This is a genomic window from Aeromonas encheleia (assembly GCF_900637545.1).
Classification (GTDB): Bacteria; Pseudomonadota; Gammaproteobacteria; order Enterobacterales; family Aeromonadaceae; genus Aeromonas; species Aeromonas encheleia.
Genome location: NZ_LR134376.1, coordinates 1,094,918 through 1,112,891 on the forward strand (window position 1 = coordinate 1,094,918; position 17,974 = coordinate 1,112,891).

A 17,974-nucleotide genomic window follows, 5' to 3' on the forward strand; every position below is an offset into this window, starting at 1 on the left:
GGCCGTCAGCCCAGATGCCTGACCATGTTGTAACCCGTGATGGTGAAGCCCAGCTCCTGATAGAGCGCCAGCGCCCGCGGGTTGTCATGGGCCACCCTCAGCTTGATCCGGTGGATGCCCAGCGCCTGCAGGCTGATTTCCAGCGCCGCCATGGCGGCCTTGCCATAGCCCAGGCCGCGCCGGGACGGCGCCATGTAAAAGTCGCAGATAAAGGTTTCGCCCTGAGCGGTGTCGATGGCGTGCCAGAGGTAGCCGAGTGGCTGGGTATCTATGTCGAGCGTGCCGTCATCGGCCCCCGGCCCGTCTGCGGGCACTATGCAGAGCAGGTGCTGATTTGGCGTGGCAACCCCCTGGGGCAGGGACTGGTGCAGGCTCTGCTCGGCCTTGTGGCGGGCGGTGGGCAGATCATGACCATGATTGCTGGCGAGATCTTGCGCGTAATCCTCGATGAAGTAGGCGCAATAGACGGGGTAGTGCTGCTCGCTCATGGGGAGCAAACGGACGAGGGGGGTCGGCATCCTGCTGATCACTCAAAGAGAAAATGAGCGGTCACGTTAACCCGCTAAGGGGGAGCAGGGCAAATATCCTGGCCAAGACTGATGGCAATGGGAGTGATCTAAGAGCACCCATAAAAAAGAGCGCCCAAGGGCGCTCTTTTTTTGACGAAGGAGGGAGGCCGTCTGGCCTCTCTTCCTTGCGAGGTTATTTGACCTCTTCACCCTTGGCTTGCAGATCCGCATGGTAGGAGGAGCGCACGAAGGGGCCGCAGGCGGCATGGGAGAAGCCCAGTGCCATGGCGACGTCTTTGAGCTCGTCGAACTCTGCGGGCGGCACGTAGCGCTTCACCGGCAGGTGGTGGCGGCTCGGCTGCAGATACTGGCCCAGGGTCAGCATGTTGACGCCGTGCTCGCGCAGATCGGTGAGCACCTGCACGATTTCCTCGTTGGTCTCGCCCAGACCCATCATGACGCCGGACTTGGTCGGCACATGGGGGTGCATCTCCTTGATGCGGCGCAGCAGCTCCAGCGACCACTTGTAGTCGGCACCGGGACGGGCGACGCGGTACATGCGCGGGGCGGTTTCCAGGTTGTGGTTGAACACGTCCGGCGGGGTCTCGCGGAACACTTCCAGCGCCTGCTCCATCCGGCCACGGAAGTCCGGGGTCAGGATCTCGATGCGGGTCTGGGGGCTGTGCTCGCGGATCTGCTTGATGCAGTCGGCGAAGTGCTGGGCACCGCCGTCACGCAGATCGTCGCGGTCCACCGAGGTGATGACCACGTATTTCAGCCCCATCTCCTTGATGGTGAGCGCCAGTTTGTGCGGCTCGTCGGGATCCAGCGCCAGCGGGCGGCCGTGGGCCACGTCGCAGAAGGGGCAACGACGAGTACAGATGGCACCCATGATCATGAAGGTGGCGGTACCGTGGTTGAAGCACTCCGCCAGGTTGGGGCAGGAGGCCTCCTCACAGACCGAGTGCAGCTTGTTCTTGCGCAGCGTGCTCTTGATGTGCTCGATCTTCTGGCTCGACGGCGGCAGCTTGATCCGCATCCAGTCCGGCTTGCGCAGCACTTCCTCGTTGGGATCCGGCATGAATTTCACCGGGATCAGGGCCATCTTGTCGCCATCGCGCAGCTTGACGCCCGGCTCCATACGAACGGGTTTGCTCATGATTCACTCTCGGTGTTTGTTATTGTCAGGTTGATAGCCGCAAGGGTCATTTTCATACCCTCGTGGCCGCATGCCACGGGCTCGCTCATGGGGCTTCGTCGACATGGCTGATGCTCTGATAACCAATCAGGCTGGCCAGTTCGGCCACCAGAATGGCTTGCGCCTCGGCCACGCTCTGCGGGCCGCCCAGGGCGCTGGTCTGGGTCATGGCCATGCCCGCATAGCCGCACGGATTGATGCGCAGGAAGGGGGTCATGTCCATGTTGATGTTCAGTGCCAGCCCGTGAAACGAGCAACCCTTGCGGATGCGCAGGCCCAGCGAGGCCAGTTTGGCCTCCATGCCCAGCTCGTTCTTCACGTAGACGCCGGGGGCATCGGGCTTGGCATAAGCCTCAATACCGCTCTTTGCCAGGGTCTTGATGATGGCGGTCTCCAGGCAGGTGACCAGCTCCCGTACCGAGAGCTTGCTGCGGCGCACATCCACCAGCACATAGAGCACCAGCTGGCCGGGGCCGTGATAGGTCACCTGACCGCCGCGATCGCTCTGCACCACCGGGATGTCGCCGGGGGCGAGCAGGTGCTCGGCCTTGCCTGCCTGACCCTGGGTGTAGACGGGATCGTGCTCCACCACCCAGAACTCATCCGGGGTATCGCTGGTGCGACCGTCGGTGAAGGCCTTCATGGCATCCCATACCGGCTGGTAGGGGCGGCGGCCCAGCTGTCTGACTAGCAGCTGTGGCTGAGCGGGGATCTGGGGTGACATCTTTTCCTCACAGGCTGGCGCTTGAGTCGGCACCATGGGTCAGCTCTCGGGGGTGACGCAAAATCAATCGCCCCTGGCGGGGCGAGAGAGAAATTACAGTACGTATTTCACCAGCTCGATCTTGCCAAGGGCGTGGTACATGGCTTCGATGTGCTCTTTGCTCTGGGCGGTGACCGTCACTCGAACCGAGTGATACTTGCCCTTGGAGCTGGGTTGGACAACGGGACTGTAAGTACCGGGGGCGTGCTGCTGCAGCACTTCCACCACCTGGTCCGGCAGGGTCGGGTCGGCAATGCCGAGCACCTTGAACGGGAACTTGCAGGGGAACTCCAGCAGTTCATCAAACTTGGTATTCATTTACTCACCTTTTGGCGTCGTCGTGAAACGACTTCATCTTTAATCTTGTGTGGCCTGGTGGCCGATGGCCCATCGGGGCCGCCAGTACGAGTCAATATGGGCACGGCCCACGCCGGGATCAAGGCCCGGGCTGGTCGACAAGACATGGAGATGCTGCTTTTTACCACAAATCGACAGTCGGCGGAACCTGCAGTTTGCAGGGGTATTCGCTGGTTGAACCAGCCAATAACAGAGCGGCGCCATAAGCGCCGCTATCATGTCACTATTTTTCGCTGTGGCTTACTTGAACCAGCTGGAGACCAGCATCACCAGGTAATCCCACAGGCGGCTCATCAGCCCACCTTCCTGCACTTCTTCCAGGGCGACCAGCGGGACCTGCTTGATCTCCTTGTCGCCTTGCTTCAGGTAGACGGTACCGACCCGTTGGCCCTTGGCCAGCGGTGCCTTCAGCTCGCTCTCGAGCTGGAAGTCGGCTTTCAGGTTGTTGCCTTGACCGCGGGTGACCAGCACGGATACGTCCTTGTCGACGCCGAGTTTCACTTCAGACTTGTCGCCCATCCAGATCTTCTGGGTGACCAGCTCGGTGCCGGCCTTGTAGGGGGTCAGGCTCTGGAAGAAACGGAAGCCGTAGGTCAGCAGCTTCTTGCTCTCGGCGGCGCGGGAGCCTTCACTGCTGGCACCCAGCACCACGGCGATCAGGCGCATGCCTTCGTTGTTGGTGGCGGAGGAGACCAGGTTGTAGCCGACCTGGCTGACGTGGCCGGTCTTGATGCCATCCACTTGCAGGGATTGATCCCACAGCAGGCGGTTGCGGTTGTGCTGGGTGATGCCGTTGAACACGAACGACTTCTGGGAGTAGATCTTGTACTCCTCCGGCAGATCGCGGATCAGGGCCTGACCCAGGCGCGCCATGTCGTGGGCGGTGCTGTAGTGGCCTTCCGCATCCAGACCGTGCGGGTTCTTGAACTGGCTGTCGTTCATGCCGAGCTTGGCGGACCAGGAGTTCATCAGGCTGGCGAAGGAGTCGGTGCTGCCGGCCAGGAATTCGGCCATGGCGACGCAGGCGTCGTTGCCGGACTGGATGATGATGCCCTTGTTCAGGTCATCGACCGAGACCTGCTTGCCCACCTCGATGAACATCTTGGAGGAGTCGGAGTAGTTCTTGGACCAGGCGTTCTGGCTGATGGTCACCATGTCGGTGCGCTTGATGTTCCCCTTCAGCAGCTCCTGGCCGATGATGTAGGAGGTCATCATCTTGGTCAGACTGGCGGGCGGCAGACGCTCTTCGGCGTTCTGCTCGGCCAGCACCTGACCCGAGTAGTAGTCGATCAGAATATGGGCTTTGGCGGAGATCTCAGGCGCGGCGGGAACGACCATGGGGGCGGCGTTTGGCGTCGGCAGGCCGGCCTGGGGGACGTCTCTGGTCGGTACTGGCTGGTTGGCGTCCGGCGTCGGCACCGGCTGGTTGGCCTGAGCGGTGGCGCTTAACAGGGAGGCCAGAATAACGGAACGGGCAAATTTGGACATCTTGGAATTCCTGGAGCCTGGATGGGTTGTACCCAAGTTAAAAAAAGCGGGTTTCACTATACCAGATGCGCTCGCCGGTCATAGCCCGGCATGCGATCTTGAACGGGTTTTTATCCATTTCCCGCGCCGTCACGCCGGGATACGACGTGACGGCGCGGGCCATGGTGGCGCCGATGATCAGGGGACGATGAAGGCCTGCTCCAGCCCCCCCTGCCGGATCTGCTCCAGCAAGGTGCTCTGCTGATCGGCCGCGACCGGCCCCAGCAGGACTCGGAAGATGGCGTCGTGCGCCACCACCTGGTAGGGCACGCCATAGCGCTGGGTCATCACCTTGCCCAGGGCCTCGGCCCTGGGTTGGGATCCACTGGCCAGCACCTGGATCATCTTGCCCTGGCCGCTGGCGGCCTTGGGGGCGGAGAGGGTGCTGGTCGCCGTGGCGGCGGGCTTGGCGGGGGCTTCGGCCTGAGCTGTGGCCGAGGGAGCCGCAGGCTGGGGATCCCCCAGGAAGGCGCCCTGCTCGGCGGGTGCCGCCGGTTGCAGGGGCTGCATCGGTGTCATGGGCACCATCTCGACCATCTGATCCGGCCTGTCGTTGATGAGATCCAGTCGAACCCGCGCCTCACCCCCTTCTATCATCCCCAGCTGCTGGGCGGCGGCATGGGAGAGATCGATGAGGCGATCGCTGTCGAACGGGCCGCGATCGTTGACCCGGACTATGGTCTCCAGCCCGTTGTCCAGGTTGGTGACCCGCACATAGCTCGGCAGCGGCAGGTTGCGGTGGGCGGCGCTGAACAGCTTGCTGTCCAGCACGTCGCCGTTGGCGGTCTTGTTGCCATCGAGCTCCAGCGCCAGCCAGCTGGCGGTGCCTTCTTCCTGATAGTGCTTGATGTCGCGCCACACCTCGTACTTCTGCTTGCCGATCCAGTAGTCCCGGTTGCCGCTGGCGCTCATGGGTTCGGGGCGCGGGATGGCGCCGGTCGCCTGCGGGATCTCGATCACCGGCGGTTTTTCCTGCGAGGCGGGTTCCTGGGGCAGGGGCTGCTCCGGCTGGCTGCTACAGGCGGCCAGCAACAAGCTCAGGCTGAGCGGGAGAAGTTTGTGGCTGTAATGCATACGCTTCCTGGATTGCTTGACTGAGTTGATGCACCGCCATCGCATACAGAGGGCTGCGGTTATAGCGGGTGATCACATAAAAATTGTGGCGCGCGACCCAGTATTCCGGTCCGTCGGCCTGTTCCAATGCCAGCAGTTTGACCGGCGTGTCCGGTGCCAGCGGGGTGGCGAGCTCGATGCCCGCCGCGGCCAGCTCGGCCCACTGCTGCCTGAGCTCGGGCTCGGGCCGAAGCAGGGTACCTACTGGAGCCAGTCCGATCAAGGCGGGTTCGACGGCCGACTCCCCCCAGCGCCAGCGATGCTGGGCAAAATAGTTGGCCACGCTGCCGATGGCATCCACCGGGTTGGCAAACAGATCCCGCTTGCCATCCCCGTCAAAGTCCACCGCGTAGTGGCGGTAGCTGGACGGCATGAACTGGCCCATGCCCATGGCGCCGGCATAGGAGCCCTTGAGGCGGGTGAGCGGCCACTTCTCCTCTTTGGCCAGCAGCACCAGCTGGGCAAACTCCTTGGCGAAGAACTCCTCGCGCGCTGGGTAGTGAAAGCCCAGGGTGTAGAGGCTGTCGAGCACCGAGTGGCGGCCCATCTGGCGGCCATAGAAGGTCTCGATGCCGATGATGGCGACGATGAGGGCGGCGGGCACTCGATAGGTCTGCTCGGCCCGCGCCAGCACCTCGGCGTGACGCTGCCAGAAGCCGACCCCGTTGCGGATCCTGTCCTCGGTCACGAACAGCGGGCGGTAGCGGTGCCAGGGCTTGGCCTCCCAGGGCCGGCCTATGGTATCGAGGATCTCCTGGCGCAACTGCGCCTGGGCGGCGGCGGCCTGCAACTCGGCCAGCGGCACGGATTGCTGCTCGGCCAGCCGCTCCAGTCGCTCGGGCTCCGGGGCTGCACTCGTCGTCAGCGCCCAGCAGCAGAGCATCCAGCCCCATCTCATCAGGCGAGCAGTCTTCTATGGGTCTGAATGGACATCAAGATGCCGAAGCTGGCCATCAGGGTCACCATGGAGGTGCCGCCGTAGCTCACCAGCGGCAGGGGTACCCCACCACCGGCAGAATATATCCACCTCATCATGCCAGCAGCCTTCTGTGGGTCTGAATGGACATCAGGATGCCGAAGCCGGCCATCAGGGTCACCATGGAGGTGCCGCCGTAGCTCACCAGCGGCAGCGGCACCCCCACCACCGGCAGTATGCCGCTCACCATGCCCATGTTGACGAACACATAGACGAAGAAGGTGAGGGTCAGGGCGCCGCCGAGCAGGCGCTCGAAGCTGTTCTGGGCCTGCATGGAGATGAACAGGCAGCGGCTGATGATATACAGGTAGATCACCAGCAGCAGGGCCACGCCCACCAGGCCGAACTCCTCGCTGAACACCGCGAAGATGAAGTCGGTATGGCGCTCCGGCAGAAACTCCAGCTGGGATTGGGTGCCCTGCAGCCAGCCTTTGCCGAACACGCCGCCGGAGCCGATCGCTATCTTGGACTGGATGATGTGGTAGCCACGGCCGAGGGGATCCTTCTCCGGATCCAGCAGCATCAGCACCCGCTGGCGCTGATAGTCGTGCATCAGGAAGAACCAGAGCACCGGCATGAAGGCGGCGATGAGCAGCACCGCCAGGCCGATCAGCCACCAGCTGATCCCCGCCAGGAAGATGACGAAGAAGCCGGAGGCCGCCACCAGGATGGAGGTGCCGAGATCGGGCTGGGCCGCGATCAGCAGGGTCGGCAGCAGCACCATCACCAGGGCGATCAGCACATGGCTGAACTTGGGGGGCAGGGAGTGCCGGCTGAGCCAGGCGGCCACCATGATGGGCATGGAGAGCTTCATCACCTCGGAGGGCTGGAACTTCATGAAGCCGAGATCCAGCCAGCGCTGGGCCCCCTTGCCGATGTGGCCGAACACGTCCACCGCGATGAGCAGCAGCACCACCACGACGAACAGCGGAACCGACCAGCGCGCATAGAGGGAGGGCGGCAGCTGGGCCAGGCCGATCATCAGGCCGAAGGCGAGGCCGCCGCGCACCAGCTGGCGCACTATGGAGTCGAGATCCTGGCCCGAGGCGGAGTAGAGCACCACCATGGAGAGGGTCATCAGCGCCAGCAGGCCGAGCAGTAACGGCAGGTCGATGTGCAGTCGGTACCAGAGGCTCTGTTGGCGAGCGGAGTTACTCATGATGGGAGAAGCCCTCGTGCTGCATGGATGGCCTGGGTCGGCAAGATGCTCTGCTGGTGTGCGGAGTTACTCATTGGGGAACGGCCTCGCTCTGATCCGGGCTAAGGGTGGACGGCTTGCTGGGGGCAGGCGGCAGCTGGGGCTCCGGCGGCAGCAGGTAGGCATCCAGCATGTGACGGGCGACAGGCGCGCCCATGGCGCTACCGCCACCGGCGTTCTCCAGCACCAGGGCGACCACGGCCTTGGGCGCCTCGAACGGCGCGAATGCGACGAACAGCGCGTTGTCGCGGTGCTCCACCTTGGTGGTGGCCGCGTTGTAGACCTGGTTCTCTTTCAGGCCCACCACCTGGGCGGTACCGGACTTGCCCGCCGCCTTGTAGGGGGTGTTGGCGAAGGCGCGACGGCCGGTGCCCTCGTGGCCGTTGATGACGCGCCACATGCCGTCCTTGGCCACCTGCCAGTAGGTGTCGCTCTTGGCGGCGATGGCCACGTTCGGGTTGATGGGGGCGTTGACCACCCCGTCCGCCGAGGCGGTGCTCTTGAGCAGGTGCGGCGTCACGTCGTGACCGTTCTGGGTCAGTATGCTGATCGCCTTGGCCAGCTGGATCGGGGTGGAGCTCCAGTAGCCCTGGCCGATGCCGATGGAGATGGTGTCCCCCTGATACCAGGGCTGACGCCAGCGTGCCATCTTCCAGTCACGGGACGGCATGACCCCCTTGGTCTCCTCGTACAAATCGACGCCGCTGTACTGACCGAAGCCGAACTTGGTCATGTAGGCGTGGATCTTGTCGATGCCGACCCGGTAGGCGAGATCGTAGAAATAGGTATCCGCCGACACCTCGATGGCGCGGTAGACGTCGAGCCAGCCATGGCCCCAGCGGCGCCAATCGCGGAACTTCTTGGTGGTGCCCGGGATGGAGAAGCTGGGGCCGCCGAAGTAACGGTAGTTGGGGGTGATGGCCCCCTCGTTCAGCCCCATCACCGCCATCATGGGTTTGACGGTGGAGGCGGGGGCATAGATGCCCTGAGTGGTGCGGTTCACCAGCGGGCGGGCAGGATCGTTGAGCAGCGCCGAATAGTTGGTGTTGGAGATGCCGGTCACGAACAGATTGGGGTCGTAGCTCGGGCTCGACTCCATGGCCAGGATGGCACCTGTGTTGGGATCCATCATGACGATGGCGCCCCGGCGACCGGCCAGCAGCTCCTGCGCCTTCAGTTGCAGGCGGATGTCGATGTTGAGGTAGATGTCCTTGCCGGGCTCGGGGGGCTGGAACTTGAGGGTGCGCACCACCCGGCCGCGGTTGTTGACCTCGACCTCCTGATAGCCCGCCACGCCGTGCAGCTGATCCTCGTAGAACTTCTCCACCCCCTGCTTGCCGATGTCTTTGGTGGCGGCATAGTTGGCGAGTTTTTCCTCTTTATCGAGGCGCTCCACGTCGCGGGTGTTGATCTTGGCCACATAGCCGAGCGCATGGGTCAGGGTATCGCCAAACGGATAGTAACGCTTGAGATAGGCCTCGATGCTGGCGCCCGGGTAGTTGTGTTGGTTGACCGAGAAGAGGGCGACCTGGTACTCGGTCAGCTTCTCGAACAGGGGGACCGGCTTGAAGCGGCGCTGACGCTTGACCTCCGCCAGGAACTTCTCCTTGGTCCCCTCCGGCAGCGCCAGCAGGGTGATCAGCTCGTCGGCGGTCTTCTCCAGATCGCCGGTCTCTTCGGGCACGATTTCCAGGCTGTAGACAGGGCGGTTCTCCGCCAGCAGCACGCCGTTGGCGTCATAGATGAGGCCCCGTGGCGGCGCCACCGGTACCACCCGGATGCGGTTGTCGTTGGAACGGGTCTGATAGGTGTCGTAAGACTCTACCTGCAGGTAGTAGAGGTTCCCCAGCAGCACCAGCATGAGGATGACCATGCCGATGTAGGCGACCAGGGTGCGCCGGAAGAACAGCCGTCCCTCGGCACTGTGATCGCGCATCTCGATGCGATTCTTCAGCATGCCGTTACCTTATGGCCGATGAAGGGCAGCGACTGAAACCCGATGGGGCCGCTCCCTGTGACATGAATGAACATGGGGGGTGATGCACCAGAGACTCATGGCTCACTCCCTGTGATACGGATGATTGGTGGTGATGCTCCAGGCGCGATAGAGGCTCTCGGCCACCAGCACCCGCACCAGCGGATGGGGCAGGGTCAGCGGTGACAGCGACCAGCTCTGCTCGGCGGCGGCCTTGCACTCGGGGGAGAGACCCTCGGGCCCCCCCACCAGCAGCGCCACGTCGCGACCATCCAGCTTCCAGGCTTCCAGCGAAGCGGCGAGCTGCTCAGTGGTCCAGGGTTTGCCCGGGATGTCCAGGGTCACGAGGCGGGAGCGGCCGGCGGCGGCCAGCATGGCTTCCCCCTCCTTCTGCAGGATGCGGGGAATGTCGGCATTCTTGCCGCGTTTGCCTGCGCCTATCTCGACCAACTCGAATGGCATGTCTTTCGGGAAACGGCGACGGTACTCTTCGAAGCCACGCTCTACCCAGGCGGGCATCTTGGTGCCCACCGCAATCAACTGGATCTTCATCTTTTATTACACTTGCACCCTTTGTTACGCCTGCACACTCTATTGCGTTGGCACTTGGGCGCCGCCCCAGAGTTTTTCCAGTTGGTAGAAGTCGCGGTATTCGTCCTGCATCACGTGCACTATGACGACCCCCAGGTCCACCAGCGCCCATTCACCGGTGAGCTGGCCTTCCACGCTAAGCAGCGCGATCCCGGCGTGGCGGGCCTCGCTGGCCAGATGGTGGGCGATAGAGCTGACATGGCGACTGGAGTTGCCGGAGCAGATGATCATGGTGTCCGTGATGCTGGATTTGCCGCGTACATCCAGGGTGATGATGTCGCGACCTTTCATGTCATCGATCTTGTCGACGATAAAGGCGAGTAATTCTTGGCCTTGCAATGTCTTCTCCTATCTTCCGGCGCGCTTGTACAGCATGAGGGCGGCGGATTATATCATGGTCATTCCCGTTTCCCAGCTTGGTAAAGGGCAAGGGAGCCGGGGTCACGCCGACGGGCGGGGCCCTTGTTGATCACTATAGTGCGCAACCGGGCCAGACAATAGTCAGCCCGATGCCGGCTGCGCCTCAGGGTGTCGGCTCCGGAGCCAGGTGCCCGAGTGCGGGACTCTGACGGAGGAGCGGCACCTTGGCCCGTTCACGGTACTTAGGGAGCGGGTTGGTAGAGCCCTTGCTGCCGGATGTAGCTGGCCACCGAGGCCGGCAACAGGTATCTGGGATCCTGACCCGCGGCCAACAGGGCCCGCAGCCGGGTGGCCGACAGCTCTATGGGCAGGTTGTCCGCCAGCCAGATGTGGCCGTGGCGGTGGCGGTGCAGATCCGACACCTGCCTGCTCTGGTGGCGGGCCAGCAGGCTGGCCACCTCGGCCGGGTAGTCCGGTTGCCAGCCCGGGCGCATGCTCACCACCAGGTGGGCATAGTCGAGCAGCTCCCGCCAACGGTGCCAGCCCGGCAGGCCGAGCAAGGAGTCCATCCCCATCAGGAAGCAGAGCGGGGTGTCCGGCAGCTCCCGTCGCAGTTCGATCAGCGTCTCTATGGTGTAGGAGGGGCTGTTTCGCCTGAGCTCCCGCTCATCCACCACGAAGCCCGGGGTCTCCGCCGCCGCCAGCCTGACCATGGCGAGGCGTTGCTCGCCGGTGCAGAACGGACTGGCTCTGTGGGGCGGGATATGGTTCGGCACCAGGCGCACCTCGGCCAGCCCGAGCGCGCCCTGGGCCTCGATGGCGGGTCTCAGATGGCCGATGTGTATGGGATCGAAGGTGCCGCCCAGGATGCCGATGGGTGCCTTCAGCATGCTGCCGACTCCAGCAGGGGCAGTGGCGCGCCATCGCGAAAACCGAGCGCCAGGGTCTGCAGCATCAGCCAGGCCCGCTCGGTATCGAAGCGGCGCTGGGCATCGTCCAGCTGGGCCATCAGCTGCCACAGCTGCTGCAGCTTGCTAAACGGCAAGCGGGTCAGGGCCTGCTGGATCAGCTGCTGGCGACTCTGCCAGATACGCAGCCGGGAGAAGTGCTCCACCAGCGGCAGACCGGCGCGGGCGGCCAGCGCCAGCTCGGTGAGCTGCTCCAGCTCGCGGCACAGGGCCCAGGCCAGCATGCCGGGCTCGGTGCCTTCGGCCCGCAGCGCCAGCAGGATGCGCTGGGCCCGGTTCACCTTGCCCTCCAGCAGGGTATCGATGAGCTGGAACGGCGTGAAATGGGCGTGACGTATGATGGTCTCTTGTAGATAGGCGACGCTGATGGGCTGGGGCGGCGCCAGCAGGGTCAGCTTCTCTATCTCCTGGCTCGCGGCCAGCAGGTTGCCCTCATAGGCGTGGCACATGAAGTTGATGGCGTCCGGCAGGGCCTTGAGGCCGAAACGCTGAAAACGGGCGCTCATCCAGCGCGGGAAGAAGCGGGGCTCGGGGTGATTGACCGGCACATAGGTGCCGTTCTGGCTCAGCTTGTCGAACCAGGCTGCCTTCATCTGGGTCTGGTTGAGGCGATTGCCGCTCAGCACCAGCAGCAGATCGGGATGCAGCTGCTTGCCGATCTCGGTGATACGGGCGGCGAGATCCTTGTCGACCTTGGCGGGCAGTTCCAGCTCGATGATCTGGCGGGCCGAGAACAGGCTCATGGCCTGGCAGGCATCGTAGACCTGGTTCCAGTCCAGCCCGGTTTCGACCACGAAGCTGTGGCGTTCATCGAAACCCTGCTTGCCGGCCACCTGCCGGATGGCGTCGATGGCCTCCAGCTTGAGCAGCGGCTCGTCACCAAAAACGAGATAGCAGGGCTTGAGCCCTGCTTTAAGATGGTCCGCAAACTGCTCGGGGTAGACTCTCATCAAGATACTCGCATCAGAACTTGACCTGACTGAGCTGACGGATCACCAGGTTCGCGGCCTGCTCCTGCATCTCCTTGCCGAGCTGCTCCTGCTCGCGGGACGAGGCGAGCGCCGCGTCCGGCTTGTTCAGGAAGCTGCGGTTGAAGGTGATGGGGAAGACCTGGGTCGGCTTGCCCGGCACAGTGATGCTGAACTGGGTGTTGTAACCCAGCAGGTACTCACGCTCCTGACCGATGGAGTCGACGGAGGCAACCTGACTGCTGCTGCTGACACCGGCCAGGGTCAGCACCGGGATGCCTTCCTTGTCCGCCAGGGTCACCCCTGAGGCCTTGAGGCGGGTGGTCACCAGCCGGTAGAAATCGCTCTTGTTGTCACCGACCACCTTCATGGTCATCAGCTCGGGGGGGATGGCGGTGCCCCGCATCTGAAAACCGCAGGCCTGCAGCAGCAGGCCCGTCAGCGCGATGGCAATCCAGCGAGTAAGGGACATGCCCATGTGAATTCCTCTTTGAATGGCTGGAACGACGGCGGGCACCAGCCCGCCGTCGGATCATCAGTTGGCGACGATGTTGAGCAGCTTGCCCGGTACGTAGACCACCTTGCGCACGGTCAGGCCTTCGGTGAACTTCTGCACCGAGGCATCGGCCATGGCCAGCTTCTCGACTTCGGCCTGGCTGATCTCGGCCGGCACTGTCAGCTTGCCGCGCATCTTGCCGTTGATCTGCACCACCACCAGCTTCTCGGTCTCGACCATGGCGCTCTCGTCGGCCACCGGCCAGCTGGATACGTCGATGTCCCCTTCCTTGCCCAGCATCTTCCACAGCTCGAAGCCGATGTGCGGGGTAATGGGGTAGAGCATGACCACGACCGCTTCCAGCGCTTCCTGCATCAGGGCGCGATCCTGCTCGCCGGTATCCAGCTTGGAGAGATTGTTCATCAGCTCCATGATGGCGGCGATGGCGGTGTTGAAGGTCTGGCGACGACCCACGTCATCGCTCACCTTGGCGATGGTCTTGTGCAGCTCGCGGCGCACCGCTTTCTGATCGCCGGTCAGGGCGGCCAGGTTCAGCGCGGGGGCGGCACCTGCACTGACGTGCTCGAAGGTCAGGCGCCACAGGCGACGCAGGAAGCGCTGGGCCCCTTCGACGCCGGAGTCGGACCACTCCAGGGTCATGTCGGCCGGGGAGGCGAACATCATGAACAGGCGCACGGTATCGGCGCCGTAACGCTCCACCATCAGCTGGGGATCGATGCCGTTGTTCTTGGACTTGGACATCTTGGTCATGCCGGAGTGGATCACCTCACGGCCCTCAAGGTCGGTGGCCTTGGTGATGCGACCCTTGTCGTCACGCTCCACCTTGACCTCGGTCGGGCTGACCCAGACGTTGCCGCCCTTCTCGTCCTTGTAGTAGAAGGCGTCGGCCAGCACCATGCCCTGGCAGAGCAGACGCTTGAACGGCTCGTCGCTGTTGACCAGGCCGGCGTCGCGCAGCAGCTTGTGGAAGAAGCGGGCGTAGAGCAGGTGCATACAGGCGTGCTCGATGCCGCCTATGTACTGATCCACCGGCAGCCAGTGGTTGGCGGCCGCGGGATCCAGCATGCCCTTGTCGTAGTCCGGGGAGCAGTAGCGGGCGTAATACCAGGAGGACTCCATAAAGGTGTCAAAAGTATCTGTTTCCCGGAAGGCTTCCTGGCCGTTATAGGTGGTCTTGGCCCAGGCGGCATCGGCCTTGATCGGGCTCTGGATGCCGTCCATCACCACGTCTTCCGGCAGCAGCACCGGCAGTTGATCCTCCGGGGTCGGTACTACTGTGCCGTCGGCCAGGGTCAACATGGGGATGGGGGCGCCCCAGTAGCGCTGACGGGAGACGCCCCAGTCGCGCAGGCGGAAGTTGACGGTGCGCTTGCCCTTGCCGATCGATTCCAGCTTGGTGGCGATGGCATCGAAGGCGGCCTGGAACTCGAGGCCGTCGAACTCGCCGGAGTTGAACAGCACACCCTTGTCGGTGTAAGCGGCGGCAGCAACGTCCGGCACCTCACCCTCGGCGGGCTTGATGACGGCCTTGATCTCGAGGCCGTACTTGGTGGCGAACTCATGGTCGCGCAGATCGTGGCCGGGGACCGCCATCACGGCGCCGGTGCCATAGTTCATCAGCACGAAGTTGGCGACCCAGACCGGCACCTTGCGACCATCCAGCGGGTGAATGGCGTAGAGGCCGGTGGCCATGCCCTTCTTCTCCATGGTCGCCATCTCAGCCTCGGCCACCTTGGTGTGCTTGCACTCCTCGATAAAGGCGGCCAGCTCAGGATTGGTCGCGGCAGCCTGGGCAGCCAGCGGGTGGCCGGCGGCGATGCCCACATAGGTCACGCCCATGAAGGTATCCGGACGGGTGGTGTAGACCTCGAGGTCGCCATCCTGATCGGCGATCTGGAAGTGGATGTTGACCCCTTCGGAGCGGCCAATCCAGTTACGCTGCATGGTCTTGACCATCTCTGGCCAGCCGTCCAGGTTGTCGATGTCGTTGAGCAGCTCTTCGGCATAGTCGGTGATCTTGATGAACCACTGGGGGATCTCTTTCTGCTCCACCGGGGTGTCACAGCGCCAGCAGCAGTTGTCGATCACCTGCTCGTTGGCCAGCACCGTCATGTCGTTCGGGCACCAGTTGACGGAGGAGGTCTTCTTGTAGACCAGGCCCTTCTCGTGGAGCTTGGTGAAGAACCACTGCTCCCAGCGGTAGTAGTCCGGCTTGCAGGTCGCCAGCTCGCGATCCCAGTCGTAGCCGAGCCCCAGCATCTTGAGCTGGTTCTTCATGTATTCGATGTTTTCGTAGGTCCAGGGCGCCGGTGCCGTGTTGTTTTTGATGGCGGCGTTTTCTGCCGGCAGACCGAAGGCATCCCAGCCGATGGGTTGCAGCACGTTCTTGCCATTGAGCCGTTGATAACGGGAGATCACATCACCTATGGTGTAGTTACGCACGTGCCCCATGTGTAGACGACCAGACGGATAGGGGAACATGGAGAGGCAGTAGAACTTCTCTTTGTCTACTTTTTCCACGGCCTTGAAGGTTTTCTTGGCATCCCAGTGCTGTTGCACTGCTGGTTCTATGGATTGGGGAACGTATTGCTCTTGCATTGGTGACATCCGGATCTGTGAAATGAATAGATAAATCAGCTGGGAAATCCCGATAGAATACCCATATCCTGCGGCGGCAACAACCGCCAGCATCCGCCCCGCCTCGTGCCAGGCACGATCAGGGTTCAGCAGAGGAGTAACGACCATGGACAAACGTCGACAAGGGTACGAAGCCTTCATCGCTCAGCTTAAAAAGCAATGGCAGGAGACCGAAGAGTTCCAGGGGGAGCGCCTCAACCGGATGATCGACAAGGTGCAGGCCTATCTGGAGGCGGCCGGGGATCTGACCCAGGACGAACTGGCGCTGATCGCCGAGTATGTGAAGCGGGATCTTGGCAACTACGACGAGGGGCGGGCCGAGGCGCCGGAGTCTGCCTTCATGCTGGCGTTGAAGGATACCGCCTGGTCCTGGCTGGCGGACGTGACCGACCGGGCCCAGGTGGAGTGGAGTGAGCTGGCGGAGGAGCTGGAACACAAGGGCATCTACCGGGCCGGCGACTGGGTCGGGCTCGGGGTGCTGGTGTGCGACCACTGCGAGTGGCGCCATACGGTGCTGCACCCGGAGCAGCTCGGCACCTGCCCCGAGTGCGGCGCCAACGAGTATCACCGCGAGCCGCTGTCACCCTGAGTGCCGCTGCGAGCCTAGCCAATGAGCCAATGAAAAGAGGCGCCCCAGGAGGGCGCCTCTTTTATGGGCGAGCGTTGGCTCAGAGCTGGCGCGCCCAGGGGTGGGCACGGGGGCGCAGCGCCAGCGCCAGCCCGAGCAGCAGGGCGGTCAGGCCGTACAGCGGCCAGCTGCCGAAGCGCAGATAGGGGGTCGAGCCGTGGGCCGGCCGCACCTCGGTGCGCAGCACCCCGGCCTCGAACTGCGGGATCTGGGCGATGATGCTGCCGTCGATCTCGGTGACTATGGTGATGCCGGTGTTGGTGTCGCGCAGCAGCGGACGGGCCAGTTCGAGGGCGCGCATGCGGGCTATCTCCATGTGCTGCCAGGGGCCTATGCTGGTGCCGAACCAGGCATCGTTGGAGACCGTCAGCAGGAAGTCGGTATCCGGCTGGACGTTGCGGCGCACCTCGTCCGGGAAGATGATCTCGTAGCAGATGGCGGCGGCGAACTTGAGCCCCTTGGCGATCAGGTTCGGCTGCACCGCATCCCCCGGGCTGAAGGAGGACATGGGCAGGTTGAAGAAGGGGGCGATGGGACGCAGCCAATCTTCAAACGGCACATATTCCCCTATGGGCAGCAGGTGATACTTGGAGTAGCGGTTCTTATGCTCGTAGTGGTAGGACTCCTTGCCGTCCAGATCCTGTACCCCCATGCCCAGCACTGTGTTGAAGAAGCGCTGCTGCACCGGATCGTAATGGATGATGCCCGCCAGCAGGCCGGTGTCGTTCACCTTCATCGCCTTGTCCAGGCTCTCCAGATAGCTGCCCATCTCCTTCTCGATGGCCGGGATCGCCGACTCCGGCCAGATGATGACGTCGGCATCCTGGTTCTCGCGGCTGAGATCCTGATAGGTGCGCACCGTCGGCACCAGGGCCTCCGGATCCCACTTGAGGGACTGGGCTATGTTGCCCTGCACCAGCGCCACCTTGACCGGTTCACCCCGGGTCACCCAGTTGAGTTGCATCAGCCCCTGGGCGGCACCCACCAGGGCGACGGGCAACAGCAGCCAGGCCGGCTTGCGGCTCTGCCAGGTCAGCCAGAGCGCGGAGGTGCACAGCAGCAGCGCCAGCGTGATGCCCTGCACCCCGAGGATGGGGGCGAAGCCCTTGAGGGGGCCGTCGATCTGGGTATAACCAAACCAGAGCCAGGGGTAGCCGGTCATCACCCAGCCCCGCAGCCAGTCGGCCACCAGCCAGAGCGCCGGGAAGGCGAGCAGCCAACGGCTCCAGTGGCGGCCGCTGAAGAAGCGGGCAAAGACCCAGCAGGCCAGGGTCGGGTAGAGCGACAGATAGGCCGCCAGCCCCGCCAGCAACACGAAGGCCGCCGGCAGCGGTATGCCACCGAATTCCGTCATGCTGACGTGGATCCACCACTGACCCGGCAGGAAGAGCCCCATGGCGTAACCAAAACCGCGCCAGGCGGCCTGTTTGGGGTTGGCCTTGTCCAGCAGGGCATAGAGCCCGAGCAGGGAGGGGATCACCAGAGGCCAGTAGCCGAAGGGGGAGAAGGCCAGCACGGCGAGTGCGCCACAAGCAAAGGCACATAGGCTTGTCAGAAGTTTCGATTTCACTGGGCTAGGGGCTCGAATTGGGCTGAATAAAAGTTAAGTGGCCGACATCTTAACCGCAAAGCGCGCCAACGGCGAGCCTCCCGGCCATCGGGATTTCGACGCCGTATTGAGGCGGCGTT

The 17,974-nt window shown here is 63.4% G+C and carries 18 protein-coding genes and 1 pseudogene; 1 reads left to right on the top strand and 18 read right to left on the bottom strand.

Translation table 11 applies throughout. The features are described from left to right. Positions 1 to 5: 5 nt before the first annotated feature. From EL255_RS05215 to leuS, 17 genes and pseudogenes are all read right to left on the bottom strand, one after another. Positions 6 to 518 (bottom strand): GNAT family N-acetyltransferase, encoded by a 513-nt coding sequence (locus EL255_RS05215; RefSeq protein WP_042652766.1) that lies wholly within the window; start codon positions 516 to 518, stop codon positions 6 to 8. A 184-nt stretch (positions 519 to 702) separates the two neighbouring features. Next, positions 703 to 1,668 carry a lipoyl synthase gene (lipA, locus tag EL255_RS05220; protein ID WP_042652765.1) on the bottom strand — a complete coding sequence of 322 codons (966 nt, stop codon included), beginning with the start codon at positions 1,666 to 1,668 and terminating at the stop codon, positions 703 to 705. 85 nt (positions 1,669 to 1,753) lie between these two features. Continuing rightward, entirely contained in the window at positions 1,754 to 2,431 is a 678-nt protein-coding gene (gene lipB, locus EL255_RS05230) for a lipoyl(octanoyl) transferase LipB (protein WP_042652764.1), read from the bottom strand. 93 nt (positions 2,432 to 2,524) lie between these two features. Beyond that, positions 2,525 to 2,788, bottom strand: a complete 264-nt coding sequence (gene ybeD / locus EL255_RS05235) for a DUF493 family protein YbeD (RefSeq protein ID WP_042652763.1) — start codon at positions 2,786 to 2,788, stop codon at positions 2,525 to 2,527. A gap of 279 nt (positions 2,789 to 3,067) precedes the next feature. Continuing rightward, complete coding sequence (locus EL255_RS05240) at positions 3,068 to 4,315, bottom strand: serine hydrolase (RefSeq protein WP_042652762.1); 1,248 nt, start codon at positions 4,313 to 4,315, stop codon at positions 3,068 to 3,070. Between the two features lie 37 nt (positions 4,316 to 4,352). Beyond that, positions 4,353 to 4,478, bottom strand: coding sequence for a hypothetical protein (locus tag EL255_RS21680; RefSeq protein ID WP_269471671.1), 126 nt, complete (start codon positions 4,476 to 4,478; stop codon positions 4,353 to 4,355). A gap of 14 nt (positions 4,479 to 4,492) precedes the next feature. Next, a complete protein-coding gene (locus EL255_RS05245; RefSeq protein ID WP_042652761.1) occupies positions 4,493 to 5,428 on the bottom strand; it encodes a septal ring lytic transglycosylase RlpA family protein in 936 nt (311 codons plus the stop codon). Continuing rightward, positions 5,370 to 6,365 carry a lytic murein transglycosylase B gene (gene mltB / locus EL255_RS05250; RefSeq protein WP_042652760.1) on the bottom strand — a complete coding sequence of 332 codons (996 nt, stop codon included), beginning with the start codon at positions 6,363 to 6,365 and terminating at the stop codon, positions 5,370 to 5,372. The genes EL255_RS05245 and mltB overlap by 59 nt, the downstream gene beginning before the upstream one ends. Next, positions 6,365 to 6,472: pseudogene (locus EL255_RS05255) on the bottom strand (FtsW/RodA/SpoVE family cell cycle protein); the annotation flags it as partial. The pseudogene EL255_RS05255 and the gene mltB, both read right to left, overlap by 1 nt. A gap of 26 nt (positions 6,473 to 6,498) precedes the next feature. After that, entirely contained in the window at positions 6,499 to 7,602 is a 1,104-nt protein-coding gene (gene rodA / locus EL255_RS05260) for a rod shape-determining protein RodA (protein WP_042652759.1), read from the bottom strand. A 70-nt stretch (positions 7,603 to 7,672) separates the two neighbouring features. Next, entirely contained in the window at positions 7,673 to 9,598 is a 1,926-nt protein-coding gene (mrdA, locus tag EL255_RS05265) for a penicillin-binding protein 2 (RefSeq protein WP_042652758.1), read from the bottom strand. 102 nt (positions 9,599 to 9,700) lie between these two features. Next, on the bottom strand, positions 9,701 to 10,168 hold the full coding sequence (rlmH, locus tag EL255_RS05270; RefSeq protein WP_042652757.1) for a 23S rRNA (pseudouridine(1915)-N(3))-methyltransferase RlmH: 468 nt from the start codon (positions 10,166 to 10,168) through the stop codon (positions 9,701 to 9,703). A 39-nt stretch (positions 10,169 to 10,207) separates the two neighbouring features. Then, on the bottom strand, positions 10,208 to 10,546 hold the full coding sequence (gene rsfS, locus EL255_RS05275; RefSeq protein WP_042652756.1) for a ribosome silencing factor: 339 nt from the start codon (positions 10,544 to 10,546) through the stop codon (positions 10,208 to 10,210). Positions 10,547 to 10,809: 263 nt separating this feature from the next. Continuing rightward, the gene (nadD, locus tag EL255_RS05280; RefSeq protein WP_042652755.1) at positions 10,810 to 11,457 is read right to left on the bottom strand and encodes a nicotinate-nucleotide adenylyltransferase; all 648 of its coding nucleotides are present in this window, start codon (positions 11,455 to 11,457) and stop codon (positions 10,810 to 10,812) included. Then, on the bottom strand, positions 11,451 to 12,485 hold the full coding sequence (gene holA, locus EL255_RS05285; RefSeq protein ID WP_042652754.1) for a DNA polymerase III subunit delta: 1,035 nt from the start codon (positions 12,483 to 12,485) through the stop codon (positions 11,451 to 11,453). The genes nadD and holA overlap by 7 nt, the downstream gene beginning before the upstream one ends. A 13-nt stretch (positions 12,486 to 12,498) precedes the next feature. Next, positions 12,499 to 12,981, bottom strand: coding sequence for an LPS-assembly lipoprotein LptE (locus EL255_RS05290; protein WP_042652753.1), 483 nt, complete (start codon positions 12,979 to 12,981; stop codon positions 12,499 to 12,501). A gap of 57 nt (positions 12,982 to 13,038) precedes the next feature. Then, complete coding sequence (leuS, locus tag EL255_RS05295) at positions 13,039 to 15,618, bottom strand: leucine--tRNA ligase (RefSeq protein ID WP_042652752.1); 2,580 nt, start codon at positions 15,616 to 15,618, stop codon at positions 13,039 to 13,041. 145 nt (positions 15,619 to 15,763) lie between these two features. Here leuS and EL255_RS05300 point away from each other — a divergent pair, with 145 nt between their 5' ends. Beyond that, entirely contained in the window at positions 15,764 to 16,246 is a 483-nt protein-coding gene (locus EL255_RS05300) for a zinc ribbon-containing protein (protein WP_042652751.1), read from the top strand. A gap of 79 nt (positions 16,247 to 16,325) precedes the next feature. On the opposite strand, the gene lnt is transcribed toward EL255_RS05300, so the two are convergent. Further along, positions 16,326 to 17,855, bottom strand: coding sequence for an apolipoprotein N-acyltransferase (lnt, locus tag EL255_RS05305; protein WP_042652750.1), 1,530 nt, complete (start codon positions 17,853 to 17,855; stop codon positions 16,326 to 16,328). Between the last annotated feature and the right edge of the window lie 119 nt (positions 17,856 to 17,974).

What these genes read in the sequence shown, in the direction of transcription:
- EL255_RS05215 (WP_042652766.1), bottom strand. Translation starts at nt 518, where the DNA reads ATGCCGACCCCCCTCGTCCGTTTGCTCCCCATGAGCGAGCAGCACTAC.
- lipA (WP_042652765.1), bottom strand. Translation starts at nt 1,668, where the DNA reads ATGAGCAAACCCGTTCGTATGGAGCCGGGCGTCAAGCTGCGCGATGGC.
- lipB (WP_042652764.1), bottom strand. Translation starts at nt 2,431, where the DNA reads ATGTCACCCCAGATCCCCGCTCAGCCACAGCTGCTAGTCAGACAGCTG.
- ybeD (WP_042652763.1), bottom strand. Translation starts at nt 2,788, where the DNA reads ATGAATACCAAGTTTGATGAACTGCTGGAGTTCCCCTGCAAGTTCCCG.
- EL255_RS05240 (WP_042652762.1), bottom strand. Translation starts at nt 4,315, where the DNA reads ATGTCCAAATTTGCCCGTTCCGTTATTCTGGCCTCCCTGTTAAGCGCC.
- EL255_RS21680 (WP_269471671.1), bottom strand. Translation starts at nt 4,478, where the DNA reads ATGGCCCGCGCCGTCACGTCGTATCCCGGCGTGACGGCGCGGGAAATG.
- EL255_RS05245 (WP_042652761.1), bottom strand. Translation starts at nt 5,428, where the DNA reads ATGCATTACAGCCACAAACTTCTCCCGCTCAGCCTGAGCTTGTTGCTG.
- mltB (WP_042652760.1), bottom strand. Translation starts at nt 6,365, where the DNA reads ATGAGATGGGGCTGGATGCTCTGCTGCTGGGCGCTGACGACGAGTGCA.
- rodA (WP_042652759.1), bottom strand. Translation starts at nt 7,602, where the DNA reads ATGAGTAACTCCGCTCGCCAACAGAGCCTCTGGTACCGACTGCACATC.
- mrdA (WP_042652758.1), bottom strand. Translation starts at nt 9,598, where the DNA reads ATGCTGAAGAATCGCATCGAGATGCGCGATCACAGTGCCGAGGGACGG.
- rlmH (WP_042652757.1), bottom strand. Translation starts at nt 10,168, where the DNA reads ATGAAGATCCAGTTGATTGCGGTGGGCACCAAGATGCCCGCCTGGGTA.
- nadD (WP_042652755.1), bottom strand. Translation starts at nt 11,457, where the DNA reads ATGCTGAAGGCACCCATCGGCATCCTGGGCGGCACCTTCGATCCCATA.
- holA (WP_042652754.1), bottom strand. Translation starts at nt 12,485, where the DNA reads ATGAGAGTCTACCCCGAGCAGTTTGCGGACCATCTTAAAGCAGGGCTC.
- EL255_RS05290 (WP_042652753.1), bottom strand. Translation starts at nt 12,981, where the DNA reads ATGGGCATGTCCCTTACTCGCTGGATTGCCATCGCGCTGACGGGCCTG.
- leuS (WP_042652752.1), bottom strand. Translation starts at nt 15,618, where the DNA reads ATGCAAGAGCAATACGTTCCCCAATCCATAGAACCAGCAGTGCAACAG.
- EL255_RS05300 (WP_042652751.1), top strand. Translation starts at nt 15,764, where the DNA reads ATGGACAAACGTCGACAAGGGTACGAAGCCTTCATCGCTCAGCTTAAA.